Below are 15148 nucleotides of genomic sequence, written 5' to 3' on the forward strand. Positions count from 1 at the left end.
GTTTCCTGCGTAAGACCGACCGGAGAAGGGGGGGGCTACCGGCTGCGGTCCCGGAGCAGGGACGCGAAGCCGGCAGCCCGGATCCGGCGCATCAGCTCGTCCTGGCTGGTGCCGAGCTCCCTGGCCGCCCGGGAGAGCAGCCAGTCCGCGTCGGCGAGCCGTTGCAACAGGTGCCCCCGCCGGATCTGCGCCTCCGACAGCCGGAACGTCTTCAGGTAGGCGACCCGGCCCTTGTGATCGGTGATCGTCTCGCCGATGTGCTGACCAGCCCGGTTGCGCAGGAACGGAGGCAGGAACCGGGACAGCGTGAACGATCCCATCCGGTAGACCCTGTCGAAGCCGTACGAGGTGTCCAGCAACTCCCGCGCGAAGAGGGTGTCGTGAGCCTCGCTCCACTGCCGCTCCTGACGCAGCGCGGCCGCCCGAAGAGCCGTGAGCGTCCGCAGGTGCGGCCCGTCCGGGATCCGCGCCCCGAAGTCCGTCACCGGTGCGCCGTACAACGCGTACTGGTGGACCAGCTCCCCGTACAGGTCCTGGATGAGGGTCGGGTGCAGCAGGCGGTAGTCGCCGGGGTGCGGCACGACGAACGCGGCGGCGAGCGCGTCGGCCGTGTAGACCATCACTCCGCACTGGCCGGGATGGATCTCGAACGCCCGCAGCGCGTCGCCGAGCCCGCGCACCGTCCAGCCCAGGTACGCGTCCTCCGCGCGCGGCGACAGCCCGTCCCGCAGCGCCTGGCGCGACCACTCCTCCCAGGCGGTCGAGGGCCCGCCGAAGTGCAGCGCCAGATAGCCCTCCATCGCGAGATGCAGCGGCAGGAAGCGCAGCCGGTTCCCGGGCTGCCGCTTGGCCAGGCGGTGGTGCCGGTGGCGCGGCAGGGCGAGCGTCCTGGGCGGGGCGCTCTGCGTGCCGCGCCCGCCCGTGGTCGCCAGCTGCGTTCCGTACGCGGCGGTGCTGGTCCCCTCACCCGTCCAGTCCGCGACGAATCCATGCGGGATGTACGAGGTGTAGTGCGTGCGCGGGCCCACCTCCACCGTGCCGGCCCCGTATCCCCCGTACACCTCCCGGTGCAGCCGCAGCCCCTCGACGGGCTTGTCGCGTACCAGCGGCACCAGCCGGACGCCGCCCCACACCTGCGACGGCCGGGCGGTGAGCCCGGTCAGTTCGAGCCTGGTCACCGCGGTCCCCCCGACGGGTCGTCGACGTACCGGGCGACCTGCCGGTCCAGGTACGCGTACAGCTCCGCGGGGCCGGTGCGGCCCTCGGAGAACTGCGCGATCTCCACCAGCGCGGCCAGATCCTCCGCGTCCCGGATCCCGGCCGTGGGCACGCTCGGCGACAGCCGCCGGACGTCGAAACCGTCCGCGTCGTATACAGGGTTCAGGTGGACCACCGCGGTGCGCCGGTCCGGATCGAGCCGGGTCCGCCACACCCGCAACACCTCGCCGGCCAGCCCCGGTGGGGCGTTGTCCCAGCCGTCCGAGACGATGACCAGCCGGTCCGGGCCATGCTCCAGGGCGTCCAGCACGCGGATGCCGAGAGGGGTCGGCCCCCACGGCCTGACCAGCAGCGGGTCCTTCGCACCGGTGGTCCACAGCGGGGTGTACGCGCCGGGCGCGGCGAGCACCTCCAGCAGGAAGTGGCATGCCAGCGCCACGGCAAGCGGACGACGCCGCTTCTCGCCCGAACCCGACGACGAGTAGCTGTCGTCGAGCACGGCGGCGACCCGCCCCCAGCTCCCCGCAAGCGGCCCCGCCGCCCGGCGGGCAGCAGCGCGCAGGGCGGTGCTCAGCTCCGCACGGTCGCGCGCCCGCGCCTCGGAGTCGAGCGTCAGGACGTACAGCGCGAGCCGGGTGAGCGGCATCACGGTCAGATCGACATCCGCCACCACCCCCGCAGGAGCGGCCCCACCGCGCTGCCCCTGGGTACGCAGCCGCTCCAGGCGGGTCATCCGGGGCACCATCCGCTCCAGGAACGCCTCGCGCTCCATGCCGTGACGGGCGGCGAAACCCTCGGCGACGGTGAAGGGCAGCTCGTCGACGGCGCCCTGCTCGTAGTGGGCTCGACGCCAGGCGTCGAGCAGCCGGTGCCGGTAGCGCGGCAACCGTCCCGGCCGGAAGAGGAAGGCTCCCAGCTCGGTGTCGCGCGGATCGCCCGGGGCCCGGCCCGGCACGACGTCGCCGTCGTTCAGCCGGAGATGGGCGTGGCGGACCGCGGTCTTCAGCCCCGCGCGGTACTTGACCGCGTCGTGCGCCGGATCCGGACGCCCGGCCAGCCAGTCCCGCATGATCGCGCGGGTGCGCCGGTTGTTGACCTTGGCGCCGCGCAGCCCCCGGAACAGCCGGTACACCCGCTGCGGCGGCAGTCCGGCCAGCCGGGCGGCGATGAGCCGGCCCTCGGTGTGCTTCTCCTCCACGGAGGCGTCACCGGCGTGTTCCAGCAGGCCGTGCACGATGCGCACGGCGTTGTGGTCGTTGATGTCCAGGGCGAGCGCCGCGGCGTACAACCGGCGGTAGTTGACCCGTACGTACTCGTGCAGGAAGTCCAGCGAGAGCCGCTGTCGGTACGCCTCCGAGCGGAACTCGCGCTGGCCCGTCGCGGTGACCGCCGCGTTGAAGAAGAGGAGCACGTCCTCGGCGGCAACCAGGTCGGCCTGGGTCTCGGTCGTCATGATGCATCCCCCGTGGTGTTCCGCGCGGCGGCACGCACATGCGGAAGCCGGCCGGGGAATGAGGGCGCGAGCAGCGAAATGTTTGCTTCAGAGGCAAGTCCCGGAAGTCGCACCGGAGTCCCGCGGCCGGCCCCGCCAACATAACGACCTCCTCGCATGCCCCGCCACCTGATTCGAACGCCCACAACGACGCACCGGGCACACTGTTCCCATGACGACACCCGTGACACCGCTGCGTATCGGCCTGGTCGGCACGGGCCCCTGGGCCCGCATCACCCACGCCCCCGCCCTCGCCGCCCACCCGGGCGCCGTGCTGAGCGGGGTGTGGGGCCAGCGGGCCGAGGCGGCCGAGGAACTGGCCGCCGTGCACGGCACCACGGCGTACACGGGTGAGGCGGGGCTCGACGAGCTCTTCGCCGCGAGCGACGCCGTCGCCTTCGCCCTGCCGCCCGACGTCCAGGCACCCCTGGCCGCCCGGGCCGCGGCGGCAGGCTGCCATCTGCTGATGGACAAGCCGGTGGCCACGACCGTCGAAGGCGCCCGTGAGGTGGCCGAGGCGGCGGAGCAGGCCCGGGTCGCCTCGATCGTCTTCTGCACGCTGCGGTTCGCGCCGGAAACAGCGGACTGGATCGCCGAACAGCAGGCGACAGGCGGTTGGTTCACCGCTCACGCCCAGTGGATCGGCGCCCTGTGGGCCCCGGGCGCCGACAGCGAGTACGCCGCGTCCCCCTGGCGCAGGGAGAAGGGCGGCCTGTGGGACGTCGGTCCGCACGCGCTCTCCGTCCTCATTCCGGTGCTCGGCGACGTCACCGCCCTCACCGCGGCCCGCGGCCCCGCCGGAACCCATCACCTCGTGCTGCGCCACACCTCCGGGGCCTCCAGCACGGTGACGCTCACGCTGGCGGCGCCGGTGGCCGCGGCAGGGGTGGGGATCGAACTCAGGGGTGAGCACGGCGTCGTCGGCCTGCCCCGGTGGGAGGGCGCCGCCGGGGCGTTCGGCGCAGCGGTGGACGCGCTGATCGAATCGGTGCGTACGGGGGAGCCGCACCCCTGCGACGTACGGTTCGGGCTCCGGCTGACGGAACTGCTCGCGGAGGCCGAGGCGCAGGCGGCCGGCTGAGCCGCGGAGGCACGGCGGGCCGGGGGACCGGTCAGCGCCCCAGCGCGTCCCGGACCGCCTCGTCCGTGCGGGCCACCAGGGCCGTGCCGTCCTGCGCGGTGATGATCGGCCGCTGGATGAGCTTCGGATGCTCGGCGAGCGCCGTGATCCAGCGCTCCCGCGCATCCGCGTCACGCGGCCACTCCTTGAGCCCCAGCTCCTTCGCGTCCGCCTCCTGCGTCCGCGTGATGTCCCACGGCTCCAGCCCCAGCCGGTCGAGCACGGCCCGGATCTCGTCCGGCGACGGCACGTCCTCCAGGTAGCGGCGGACGGTGTAGTCGGCGCCCTCCGCGTCGAGCAGCGTCAGTGCGCTGCGGCACTTGGAACAGGCGGGATTGATCCAGATCTCCATGGGTCCAAAGGTACGCGATGGACTCCCGAAAACCCCTCTGGCCAGGGGCGATTGTCAGTGGGGGGCAGTAAAATAAGGGTAGTTCGTGAGGGTTCCACCACCGTGCCAGGAGGTTGCCAATGGCCGTAGCCGCAGTCACGACCAAGCCGCTCGACACACCCCTGAAGAAGAAGCCGCTCCCCGCCGGCCGTCCCCGTGAGTGGTACGTCTCCCACAATCGCCGGCTGAAGGCGATGCGCCTGGCGATCGCCCTGCTCGACACGGGCGTGTACTACCCGTCGAGCGCGAGCAACGCCCGGATACGCACGACCGCCGAGCGCCTCGGCATCCACCCGCCGTCCGACACCACCTGCCGCATGGTTCGCGCACTCATCCGCTACGGCCGCTGACCGACCGCCCGCCCGCACAAGGCCGCGCCCCCGGGAGACCGGGGGCGCGGTCGCGTCTCGGTGCCCGGAGAGACCGGTGCGCGGTCGCTCCTCAGTAACCGCTGCACGTGGCGGTGGCGAAGGCGCCGGAGGCCGTGGCGGTGCGGCGGGTCCCGTCGTCGACCGTCACCGAACAGGCCACGTCACCGCCCGACTTCCCGAGGCTGACGACGAACGAACCGCCACTCATGAAGCTCTTGGTGTCGAGCTCCCCGGCCCACGGCAGGCTCCGCAGGGTCAGCCGCCCGGTCGACAGCTCCTCGCCCTTCCACGTGCTGTACGTGAGGGTCACATCCTCGGCGGCGCCGGTGACCTCGTAACGGACGTGTACGGTGCGCGAGCTGTCCGCCGAGACCTCGCGGGCCAGTACCGCGGAGACCGCGCCGGCTGCGAGTGCGAGCAGCACGAGGATCATCAGCAGCACCCACGGCCACAGCCGCCGCCGCGGAGGCGGCGGGCGAGTCTCGGGTGTCTGCTCGTTCATCCCCCCAGCCTCGGTGGTCCGCGCCCCGCCCGCGACCCCACGGCCGCCGTCCCCTCACCCGTCCGGCCTACACCGCGTGCGCCCCCGGCCTGCCGACGCCTTGACTTGGAGCGACGGACGACTGCTGGGAGGCACGATGACAGGGCGAGGCGCACGGGGCGCGAGCGCGGTGCTGGTGGCGATGACGATGGCGATCACGGCATCGGCGTGCTCGGACGACGGGGACAGCGCGTCCAGCACGGTGTCCAAGGCGGCGTCCGCGGCCTCCTCGGCCGCCTCCAGGGGCGCCGATGCGGTCGCCTCCGCGACGGCGGCCGCCGGGGAGAAGCTCAACAGCATCAAGGACGGCGTGAACGCGGGCGGCGACGTCAAGGCAGGAGCCCCGGTCACCGACAAGGACGGCCGCATCACCTCGAAGATCACGGTGGCGAACGGCACCGGCTCGACGCAGTCCTACGCCGTGCAGATCAACTTCAAGGACCCGAGCGGCAATCTGCTCGACACGGTGGTGGTGACGGTCGACGACGTGGGTTCCAAGAAGACCAAGGACGCCACGGCCCGCAGCAACCGCAAGCTCGACGGGGACGTCAAGGTCGAGGTCGGTGAGGCGGTGCGGCACTGACCGCCTCGGCTCGCCGTCGTTACCCGCGTGCCGGGACCGCGGCACGTGCCGACGGAGTTGGCCGAGTACCCGGCCGGGCGTGGGAGACCGAGGGCGTCCCATGCCTGAAGCTGTACGGCGGGCGGGACGGTACGGCCCGTGCGCACGCCGGGAACCCAGGATTCCGGAAGCCGGCGGGGCTGTGCCGTGCCGTCGGCGGCGATCAGGGCCTCAGTGCCCTGCCCGCGATCCGTGAGCCGTGCTGTCGGCCGGAGTGAGGCAGCGGCGCACGAGGGCGAGTGTGCGCGTGGTGACCGCGTCGAGGGGGGCGCCGTGCTCGACCGCGGCCAGGGCGGTGTGCAGCATCCCGGCGATCAGGTCGGCCGTGAGCGCGGGCTCGGGAACGCCGAGCTCCCGGACGGCGGCCCGGAACGGTTCGACCTGTTCCAGGTGGAGTTCCCTCAGCCGTTGTTGGCAGGCGGGATGGAGGCCGGCGTCCATGAGGGCGGCGGCGGGTCGGTGGGCGCCTTCGGCGCCGAGGCGGAGGCTTTCCCTGAAGAACGCCTCGACGTGTTCCAGCGGGCCGTTCGCGGTGGCCAGGGCGCGGGTGAGTGCCTCGTTGGAGCGCAGGAAGGCTTCCTCTGTGATGGTGGCCAGGAGGGCTGCCGAGGAATCGAAGTACTGGTAGACGCTGGAGCGGGCCAGGCCCGCGCGGGCGCCGACCGCCGCCGGTGTGACGGCGGTGGCGCCCTCGTTGACCAGGATGTCGACCGCTGCCTCGATCAGCGCCTCGCGTTGCTGGGCGCGGTGCTCGGCGACGGTGGAGGCGTTGATCTTCGGCATGTGGGGCGGGCTCCTGGCGGGGTGGACGGGGCCGGGAACGAGGTGCCGGTCTGCGGCCGCCGGTCAGGACAGGCGGCCGTCGACCATCTCGTGGACCCGGTCGGCTGCGTCCATTATCGCCATGTCGTGGGTGACCATGACCGTGGCCGTACCGCGCTCATGGGTCTGCTCGGCTATCAGCCGTACCGCCTCGGCCGAACGCACGCGGTCCAGTGCCGAGGTGGGTTCGTCCACCAGCAGGACGGCGGGGGAGGTCATCAGGGCGCGGGCCAGGCCCGCGCGCTGGCGTTCGCCTCCGGAGAGCTGGTGCGGGCGGGAACCGGCACGGTGCGTGAGCCCGACCGCTTCGATGAGTTCGTCGGCCCGGGCCCGGGCCGCGGCGTCGAGGCGGCCGTCGATGTGCAGGGGCAGCAGGAGCTGTTCCCTGACGGTGAGGGAGGCCAGCAGGTTCGACTGCTGGAAGACGAAGCCGATGTGGCGGCGGCGGGCGGCGGTGCGTTCCTTGTCCGAGAGGGCGGTCAGCTCGGTGCCGGCGATGTGTACGGTGCCCGAGGTGGGCCGTTGCAGGCCGCCGGCGACCGCGAGGAGGCTGGACTTCCCGGATCCCGAGGGGCCGACGACGGCGACGAACTCGCCGGGGGCGACGCTCAGGCCGACGTGGTCGAGGGCGGTGACTGCGGTGTCCCCGTCTCCCAGGGTGAGGGTGACGTCGTCCAGGCGCAGTCCGCCGGAGCCCGCAGTGGGGGCGGCGGTCTGGTGGTCGGTGGCGGGGGTGGTCATCGGGTGGCTCCCAGAGCGGTCAGGGGGTCGACGGCGGTGATGCGGCGGATGGCGACCACGGCGCCGAGGGTTCCGAGGACGATGAGGAGCCCGGAGGAGGTGGCGATGGCCGGGGCGGAGAGGGCGAAGGGGGCCTTGCCGATCATCATGCTTCCCAGGGCCATGCCGACAGCGGTACCGACGGCCGTAGCGCCGACGAGGACGGCGACGACCTGGGTGAGCGCGTCGCGCAGGACATATCCGGTGGGAGCGCCGAGCGCCTTCAGCAGGGCGATCTCGGCCTTGCGCTGCACGGTCCAGACGGTGAAGAAGGCGCCGACCACCAGGGCGGAGATGGCGTAGAGGAAGCCCTTGATCAGGGCCATGGTGCTCGACTCGGCCGTGTAGCCGGGGGACGCGCCGAAAGTAGTCTCCTTGGTATCGGCTCGGGTGCCGGTCGCCTTCTCCACGGCGGCGACATCGGCACCCGGCTCCAGCGTCAGGGCGATGGCCGTGGCCTGCTGGCGCGCGGCCTCGGGCAGGTCACCCGGCAGGCCGTAGTGCAGGTGACGCCAGGTGTCGAGGTTGGCGTAGGCGATGCCGATGTGACCGTAGGAGACGGCCTCGTCGACCAGGCCGACGACCTTCAGCCGCACCTCGCTCTTGTCCGCGGTCAGGACATCGCCGACCTCCACGCCCAGGTCAGCGATCTCCTGGGTGATCACGATGCCGGCACTGCCCTCTTCCAGGCCCTCACCTTTGCTGGGGCTGGGAGCCAGGGAGGAGTCCGGTGCCATGCCGAACACGGCGAGGTTGACCTGCTCGCCCTTCTTGCCGCCCTGGGCCACCCGGGCATTGGTCAGGGTGGTTCCGAACGGCTCCGCCCGCTCCACCCCTGGGGCCTTTGACCATGCCTGCCAGTCCTCCTGCTCGACGGTCGAGCGGGAGAACTGTTCGCTGGTCGCCTTCTCGTCGAAGGCCATATGAGTCACGGGCAGCGCGCGCAGACCGGATATACCGGCATCCGCCAGACCGGAGGCAAGTCCGGACAGGAGTACGCCGAGGACCGCGATGAGCGCGACCACCGCGCCCATCAGGGCGAAGCGACCGCGGGCGAAGCGCAGATCGCGTAGGGCAAGGAACACGGAACTCTCCGAGCGATGAAGGGGATGAGGGGCACGACGACTGGACGCGCCGCTCCTTTGCGTTAACTTGACGACGCATGTGTCGGTATCCTATCCGATGTTACCGACACGTCTGTCGGCACGTTGCGCGCTCTCGACCGGGCTGCCGCCCCGGGGGGTGCGGTCCGGCTCCGCATGGGGTTCGTGCCGGGCCCATCGGCCGGGTGGATCGGTGAAGAGGCAGGTCGGCGGCGGCTGCCGCCGGGAGCGGTCAGGTTGGTGAGCTCGGTGAGCGCCTGTGGACGGCTTGGGCCGCGGCGGACGTTGTCCGGTTTCCGGCGCCGGGACTCTGCCCTCGGCATCGGCAAGTCAGGCCCCGGGCGGCGATGGGCGAGGAAGACCGGTCCGCGGGTGCGGCCCCGTAACAGGCCGGGAGGAGCCGGGCGGTGCGGGCGTCCCCGTGCACGGTCTCCCGTACGTGGTCCTCGCGGGCCGGCCCCGGTGGGGGCCTCGGACCGGGCAGCCTTCGCCTGCACCGGGCCTGTGGACAACCACGGGCGCAGCTCGGACCGTGACACGCATGCCCACGTGGACGATCGACGAGGAGCCCGTCAGCGGCACGGGTGTGGACGAGATGATGGCCCAGTACTTCAGTGAGATGGGGCTGCGGGTACGGGGGCGCCCGGTCACGGAGGGGGAGCTCCGCCGGGTGATCGACGATGATCCGCACAGCGGTCTCGGCCCACCGCACGGCACGTTTCTCGTCGCCCGCGACTCCGGCGGTGAGATCCTCGGGTACGCCGGGGTCCGGATGCTGGCGGGGGTCCCGGCGACAGCGGAGCTGAAGCGCATGTACGTGCGTCCGGCGGGGCGGGACTGGGGCGGGGCCTGCTCCGGGCTGTCGAGGCGGCGGCGCGGAGGCTGGGTGCTTCCCGCATCGTGTGCGAGACCAATACCGAACTCACCGAGGCGCGGGCCCTGTACACGGCGCACGGCTACCGGGAGACCGGACCCTACAACGATCACGGCAAGGCGGAGCACTGGTACGTCAAGCCGCTCGGCGAAGGGGCGGCAGCACTCGGATAACGCGGAAGGGCCGCTACCCCGACTGCGGGATGCTGTTGGTCATCAGCATCCCGACTGCGGGGTAGCGGCCCTCTCCGTCATCTGCGAACAGGCCACACCTTGGCTGTGGCCCACCCGGCCTAGAGGTCGAAGTACAGCTCGAACTCGTGCGGGTGCGGGCGCAGCTGGATCGGGGCGATCTCGTGCGTGCGCTTGAAGTCGATCCACGTCTCGATGAGGTCGGACGTGAAGACGCCGCCCGCCAGGAGGTACTCGTGGTCCGCCTCGAGGGCGTCGAGCACGGCCGGGAGGGAGGTCGGGACCTGCTGGACGTTGGCGTGCTCCTCGGGAGCCAGCTCGTACAGGTCCTTGTCGATCGGCTCCGGCGGCTCGATCTTGTTCTTGACGCCGTCCAGGCCGGCCATCAGGAGGGCCGAGAAGGCGAGGTACGGGTTGGACGACGGGTCCGGGGCGCGGAACTCGACGCGCTTGGCCTTCGGGTTGGAGCCCGTGATCGGGATGCGCATCGCGGCGGAGCGGTTGCGCTGCGAGTACACCATGTTGACCGGGGCCTCGAAGCCGGGGACCAGGCGGTGGTAGGAGTTCACCGTCGGGTTGGTGAAGGCCAGCAGCGACGGGGCGTGCTTCAGGATGCCGCCGATGTAGTAGCGCGCCATGTCCGAGAGGCCCGCGTAGCCCTGCTCGTCGTAGAACAGCGGGTCGCCACCGGCCCACAGGGACTGGTGGACGTGCATGCCCGAGCCGTTGTCACCGAAGATCGGCTTCGGCATGAAGGTCGCGGTCTTGCCGTTGCGCCAGGCGACGTTCTTCACGATGTACTTGAAGAGCATCAGGTCGTCGGCCGCGGCGAGCAGCGTGTTGAACTTGTAGTTGATCTCGGCCTGGCCGGCGGTGCCGACCTCGTGGTGCTGGCGCTCGACCTGGAGGCCGTTCTTGTCCAGCTCCATGGAGATCTCGGCACGCAGGTCGGCGAAGTGGTCCACCGGCGGGGTCGGGAAGTAACCGCCCTTGTAGCGGACCTTGTAGCCGCGGTTGTTCTCCTCCGACCCGGTGTTCCAGGCGCCCGCCTCGGAGTCGATGTGGTAGAAGGACTCGTTCGCCGAGGTCTGGAAGCGGACGTTGTCGAACACGTAGAACTCGGCCTCGGGGCCGAAGTACGCGGTGTCGGCGATGCCGGTGGAGGCGAGGTACGCCTCGGCCTTCTTGGCCACGTTCCGCGGGTCACGGCTGTACTGCTCGCCGGTGATCGGGTCGTGGATGAAGAAGTTGATGTTGACGGTCTTGTCGCGGCGGAACGGGTCGACACGGGCGGTCGACAGATCCGCGCGCAGCGCCATGTCGGACTCGTGGATGGCCTGGAAGCCGCGGATCGAGGAGCCGTCGAAGGCGAGCTCCTCGGTCGGGTCGAAGACCGCCGCCGGGATGGTGAAGTGCTGCATCACACCGGGCAGGTCGCAGAACCGGACGTCGATGAACTTGACGTCTTCGTCGGCGATGTACTTCTTCACGTCGTCGGCGTTCTGGAACATCCAACTCCTCCTACTCCCGGCCCGGGCGGGACGGGGTTGCAGCTCGTTGTGTGGCCAGTGCGGTGGCACACGCTGGACCCGACCATAGGCAGACCGGATTTCTCAAGCATGACCCATTTGTTTCGCCGAAGTTAACCGAGCCGGGTGTGAGCGGCACCTCGTGAGTGCGGCGACGGCCGGTTCCCGGCGCATTCCGGTCCGGTTTCGGTGCGATGTACCGGATAGGAGCGGCCCCCGCCCGCCGGAGGCCGTGGGCGGGCGCAGTACCGTGGTCGGGTGGACAATAGGCAAGCAATCGGATCGTGGCTCTCCGGGCCGCGCGCGGCCGCCGAGGAGATGGGCGCCGACTTCGGGTACCGGGGCAAGCGGCTCGGGCTTCCCGAGCACGGGCCGGGCGCCTCGGCGCCGCTGGGCCGGCGCTTCGGCGCGATCTTCGTCGACTGGGCCCTGTGCATGCTGATCGCATACGGGCTGTTCGCTCGCGGTGACCAGCAGACGAGCGGTAACTGGGCGCTCGGCATCTTCTTCGTACTGAGTGTGCTCACCGTCGGCACCATCGGCTGCACGCCGGGCAAGCGCCTGCTGGGCATCAGGGTCGTCGCCGAAGGGGGCGGCCGTCTGGGCTTCGGGCGGGTGCTGGTGCGCAGCGTGCTGCTGTGCCTGGTGATCCCGGCCCTGGTCTGGGACCGCGACGGACGCGGACTGCACGACCGGATGGCCCGCGCCGTTCAGGTCCGTATCTGAGGCCGGGCCGAGGGCACGTCCGGCGAAGCAACGAGGGCGGGTCGCGAACCCTGTGGTTCGCGACCCGCCCTCTTCGTGCGTTCTCTCAGTCCGCTCAGCGCATCTTTCCGCCGCGGGGCATCCGCATGCCCTTGGGCATGGGGCCCTTCGGCAGCGGCATGTTGCTCATCAGGTCGCCCATCGCGCGCAGCCGGTCGTTGGCGGCCGTCACCTGCGGGCCGGTCAGGACGCGCGGCAGCTTCAGCATCTTGGTGCGCACCTTCTTGAGCGGCACCTGACCCTCGTCGTTGCCGACGATGATGTCGTGCACGGGTACGTCGACCACGATGCGGGCCATCTTCTTCTTCTCGGCCGCGAGCAGGCCCTTCACCCGGTTCGGGTTGCCCTCGGCCACCAGCACGATGCCCGCCTTGCCCACGGCACGGTGGACGACGTCCTGGCTGCGGTTCATCGCGACCGCCGGCGTCGTGGTCCAGCCACGGCCCACGCGGTCCAGCACGGCCGCGGCCGCGCCCGGCTGACCTTCCATCTGCCCGAAGGCAGCCCGCTCGGCACGCCGCCCGAAGACGATCGCCATCGCGAGGAGGGCGAGCACGAAGCCCAGGATGCCCACGTAGATCGGGTGGTCGATCAAGAAACCGATCGCGAGGAGGACACCGAAGGTGACGATTCCCACACCCGCGACGACAAGACCGATCTTGGAGTCGGTCCGCCTGGTCATCTTGTAGGTCAGGGCGATCTGCTTGAGCCGCCCCGCGTTCTCGGCGCTGTCCGCGCCTTCAGTGGATTTTGCCTTCCTCGCCATGCAATGAAGTTTACGTGGCCTAGGAACGGTGGTCGGCCACGGCCTCCAGTACGTACTCGGACTCGACCCGGTCCTTGGCCCGGCGGCGGTCCTCGAGGACCGCCGTCCAGGCGTTGCGGCGGGCGGTGCGCTGGCCGCTGCTCAGGAGCAGCGACTCGACGGCGCGGAGGGCATCGGTGACGGACGGAAGGGCGGTGGCGCGTACCGGCGCGGCCTGCATCGTGGAAGTCCCCTCGGAACGAGTGCGCTCACCGGACGGTGCCCGGCGGGCGGAGTGTGCTGCGCGGACTGGATACGGGACGCAGGGCGGCAGCGGCCCGAAGAACCACTGCTCTGCGTGCATCCAGGGTCACTGCTCGGTGTTACCAGCGCATGACCGGTCGGTCAAACACCAATGAAACCTTGATATCGGCGCCGCGCACGCCGACGCGGCCCATCCGCGCCTCCGACCTGCGAGGAGCGTAGGGGCCGCGTCGAATCAGCCATTACTGTTCAGTAGCTTCTTGTGCTCGGATTCACACGGCCGCTGCTACGCGGTCGGCGTCGGAGCCACGGCACCGCGCCGCTCGATCGCCTGCTGGAACAGCCGGCCCGCGCGGTACGACGAACGGACCAGCGGCCCGGACATCACACCGGAGTAGCCGATCGCGTCGGCCTCCTCCTGGAGCTCCACGAACTCGTGCGGCTTCACCCAGCGCTCGACCGGGTGGTGGCGCGGCGTCGGCCGGAGGTACTGAGTGATCGTGATGAGCTCGCAGCCCGCGTCGTGCAGGTCGCGGAGCGCCTGGCTGACTTCCTCGCGGGTCTCGCCCATGCCGAGGATCAGGTTGGACTTGGTCACCAGGCCGGCCTCGCGGGCGCGGGTGATGACCTCCAGGGAGCGTTCGTAGCGGAAGCCGGGGCGGATCCGCTTGAAGATCCGCGGCACCGTCTCCACGTTGTGCCCCAGCACCTCGGGACGCGAGGAGAAGACCTCGGCGAGCTGCTCGGGCTCCGCGTTGAAGTCGGGGATCAGCAGCTCGACCTTGGTGTGGCCGCCCTCCCGCTCCGCCGTCTGCGCGTGGATCTGGCGCACGGTCTCCGCGTACAGCCAGGCACCGCCGTCCTCCAGGTCGTCGCGGGCGACGCCGGTGATGGTGGCGTAGTTCAGGTCCATCGTGACGACCGACTCGCCGACGCGGCGGGGTTCGTCCCGGTCCAGCGCCTGCGGCTTGCCCGTGTCGATCTGGCAGAAGTCACAGCGCCGGGTGCACTGGTCGCCACCGATGAGGAACGTGGCCTCGCGGTCCTCCCAGCACTCGAAGATGTTGGGGCAGCCGGCCTCCTGGCACACCGTGTGCAGACCCTCGCTCTTCACGAGCTTCTGCAGCTGGTTGTACTCGGGGCCCATCTTCGCCCGGGTTTTGATCCACTCGGGCTTGCGCTCGATGGGGGTCTGGCTGTTCCGGACCTCAAGACGCAACATCTTGCGCCCGTCGGGTGCGACAGCGGACACTCCGGCACTCCCCTTTGCTTTCGCTGCATTGGATTCTTCGGCGAACACCAGGGTACGCCCGTTGTTCAAACGGCTTTACGTCTGCCCAACCTGTGGCCGACAGGGCCTATTCCCGCGGAGGTGTTCCGAGGGTCAGGCCGTGGCCACGGCATCGTTCGTGCGCTCGATGGTGCGCGGGGCGAGCTCGGCGTTCTCCAGGATGTCCCGGAGGTGCTTCTCGACGACCGGGAGCACCTCCGCGATCGTGATCTCGCGGCCGAGTTCGTAACTGAGCGAGGTGACCCCCGCGTCGCGGATGCCGCACGGCACGATCCGGTCGAACCAGGTGTTGTCCGGGTTCACGTTGAAGGAGAAGCCGTGCATGGTGACGCCCTTGGCGACCCGGATGCCGATCGCGGCGAGCTTGCGGTCCTCGCGGCGCTGGCCGGCGTTGGACGGGGCGTACTCGGGGCCGTTCAGCCGGGCGTCGAACTCCTCGTCCTGCAGCCTCGGGTCGAAGTCGAGGGACAGCCCGCCGACGGACGGGCGCTGCTCGACCGGGTCGCCCAGGACCCAGACGCCGCTGCGGCCCTCGACGCGGCTGGTCTCCACGCCGAACTCGGCGGCCGTACGGATCAGGGCGTCCTCCAGCCGGCGGACGTGCGCGACGACGTCCACGGGGCGCGGCAGCTTCTGGATCGGATAGCCGACCAGCTGGCCCGGGCCGTGCCAGGTGATCTTGCCGCCGCGGTCCACGTCGATGACCGGGGTGCCGTCCAGCGGACGCTCGCTGTCGGCGGTGCGGCGGCCCGCCGTGTAGACGGGCGGGTGCTCCAGCAGCAGGCAGGTGTCGGGGACGGTGTCCTCGAACCGCGCCGCGTGCACCTCGCGCTGCTTCTGCCAGGCCTCCTGGTAGTCGACGGCGTCCTCGCCGAATCCCAGACGGACGAACCGAAGCTCAGTCACGACAGCAGCCTCTCTACTTGCGGTGCCGGGGGCCGGGGGTGTCCCGTCATCACGTCACCATGCACCGAATCGCGCCTCCGGCCACTGTACGACCGGCGTCGGAGCGGGGGCCCGGCAGGTGGT

General features: G+C 70.9%; 17 protein-coding genes. 5 read left to right on the forward strand and 12 right to left on the reverse strand.

Annotated elements, in window-relative coordinates:
* Positions 1–35 precede the first annotated feature (35 nt).
* On the reverse strand, positions 36–1178 hold the full coding sequence (locus OG538_RS26370) for an ARPP-2 domain-containing protein (protein WP_406097629.1): 1143 nt from the start codon (positions 1176–1178) through the stop codon (positions 36–38).
* Entirely contained in the window at positions 1175–2671 is a 1497-nt protein-coding gene (locus OG538_RS26375; RefSeq protein ID WP_406097631.1) for a hypothetical protein, read from the reverse strand. The genes OG538_RS26370 and OG538_RS26375 overlap by 4 nt, the downstream gene beginning before the upstream one ends.
* 211 nt (positions 2672–2882) lie before the next feature.
* Here OG538_RS26375 and OG538_RS26380 point away from each other — a divergent pair, with 211 nt between their 5' ends.
* Positions 2883–3791: a Gfo/Idh/MocA family protein gene (locus OG538_RS26380; RefSeq protein ID WP_406097633.1), complete on the forward strand. Its 909-nt coding sequence runs from the start codon at positions 2883–2885 to the stop codon at positions 3789–3791.
* A 31-nt stretch (positions 3792–3822) separates the two neighbouring features.
* On the opposite strand, the gene OG538_RS26385 is transcribed toward OG538_RS26380, so the two are convergent.
* Positions 3823–4182: an arsenate reductase family protein gene (locus OG538_RS26385; RefSeq protein ID WP_406097635.1), complete on the reverse strand. Its 360-nt coding sequence runs from the start codon at positions 4180–4182 to the stop codon at positions 3823–3825.
* Between the two features lie 119 nt (positions 4183–4301).
* Here OG538_RS26385 and OG538_RS26390 point away from each other — a divergent pair, with 119 nt between their 5' ends.
* Positions 4302–4571 carry a hypothetical protein gene (locus OG538_RS26390; RefSeq protein WP_406097637.1) on the forward strand — a complete coding sequence of 90 codons (270 nt, stop codon included), beginning with the start codon at positions 4302–4304 and terminating at the stop codon, positions 4569–4571.
* 91 nt (positions 4572–4662) lie between these two features.
* On the opposite strand, the gene OG538_RS26395 is transcribed toward OG538_RS26390, so the two are convergent.
* On the reverse strand, positions 4663–5094 hold the full coding sequence (locus OG538_RS26395) for a hypothetical protein (RefSeq protein ID WP_406097639.1): 432 nt from the start codon (positions 5092–5094) through the stop codon (positions 4663–4665).
* A 136-nt stretch (positions 5095–5230) separates the two neighbouring features.
* On the opposite strand from OG538_RS26395, the gene OG538_RS26400 reads away from it, so the two are divergent.
* Positions 5231–5716, forward strand: a complete 486-nt coding sequence (locus OG538_RS26400) for a hypothetical protein (protein WP_406097641.1) — start codon at positions 5231–5233, stop codon at positions 5714–5716.
* A 210-nt stretch (positions 5717–5926) separates the two neighbouring features.
* On the opposite strand, the gene OG538_RS26405 is transcribed toward OG538_RS26400, so the two are convergent.
* From OG538_RS26405 to OG538_RS26415, 3 genes are all read right to left on the reverse strand, one after another.
* Entirely contained in the window at positions 5927–6538 is a 612-nt protein-coding gene (locus OG538_RS26405; protein ID WP_406097642.1) for a TetR/AcrR family transcriptional regulator, read from the reverse strand.
* Between the two features lie 63 nt (positions 6539–6601).
* On the reverse strand, positions 6602–7318 hold the full coding sequence (locus OG538_RS26410; protein ID WP_406097644.1) for an ABC transporter ATP-binding protein: 717 nt from the start codon (positions 7316–7318) through the stop codon (positions 6602–6604).
* Positions 7315–8442 carry an ABC transporter permease gene (locus tag OG538_RS26415; RefSeq protein WP_406097646.1) on the reverse strand — a complete coding sequence of 376 codons (1128 nt, stop codon included), beginning with the start codon at positions 8440–8442 and terminating at the stop codon, positions 7315–7317. The genes OG538_RS26410 and OG538_RS26415 overlap by 4 nt, the downstream gene beginning before the upstream one ends.
* Positions 8443–9360: 918 nt before the next feature.
* Here OG538_RS26415 and OG538_RS26420 point away from each other — a divergent pair.
* On the forward strand, positions 9361–9507 hold the full coding sequence (locus OG538_RS26420; protein WP_406097648.1) for a hypothetical protein: 147 nt from the start codon (positions 9361–9363) through the stop codon (positions 9505–9507).
* 119 nt (positions 9508–9626) lie between these two features.
* Here the strand turns inward: OG538_RS26420 and glnA are convergent, their stop codons facing one another.
* Entirely contained in the window at positions 9627–11036 is a 1410-nt protein-coding gene (gene glnA / locus OG538_RS26425; protein WP_351003228.1) for a type I glutamate--ammonia ligase, read from the reverse strand.
* Between the two features lie 276 nt (positions 11037–11312).
* On the opposite strand from glnA, the gene OG538_RS26430 reads away from it, so the two are divergent.
* Positions 11313–11780, forward strand: coding sequence for an RDD family protein (locus OG538_RS26430; protein ID WP_406097650.1), 468 nt, complete (start codon positions 11313–11315; stop codon positions 11778–11780).
* A 94-nt stretch (positions 11781–11874) separates the two neighbouring features.
* Here the strand turns inward: OG538_RS26430 and OG538_RS26435 are convergent, their stop codons facing one another.
* The 4 genes from OG538_RS26435 to lipB form a co-directional block, all read right to left on the reverse strand.
* Positions 11875–12585 carry a DUF4191 domain-containing protein gene (locus tag OG538_RS26435; protein ID WP_406097652.1) on the reverse strand — a complete coding sequence of 237 codons (711 nt, stop codon included), beginning with the start codon at positions 12583–12585 and terminating at the stop codon, positions 11875–11877.
* A gap of 19 nt (positions 12586–12604) precedes the next feature.
* Positions 12605–12805: a hypothetical protein gene (locus OG538_RS26440; RefSeq protein ID WP_399306192.1), complete on the reverse strand. Its 201-nt coding sequence runs from the start codon at positions 12803–12805 to the stop codon at positions 12605–12607.
* A 309-nt stretch (positions 12806–13114) separates the two neighbouring features.
* Positions 13115–14080, reverse strand: a complete 966-nt coding sequence (lipA, locus tag OG538_RS26445; protein ID WP_406097654.1) for a lipoyl synthase — start codon at positions 14078–14080, stop codon at positions 13115–13117.
* A gap of 132 nt (positions 14081–14212) precedes the next feature.
* Positions 14213–15025: a lipoyl(octanoyl) transferase LipB gene (gene lipB / locus OG538_RS26450; protein ID WP_406097656.1), complete on the reverse strand. Its 813-nt coding sequence runs from the start codon at positions 15023–15025 to the stop codon at positions 14213–14215.
* Positions 15026–15148: the final 123 nt, after the last annotated feature.

This window comes from Streptomyces sp. NBC_01013 (assembly GCF_045162765.1).
Classification (GTDB): Bacteria; Actinomycetota; Actinomycetes; order Streptomycetales; family Streptomycetaceae; genus Streptomyces.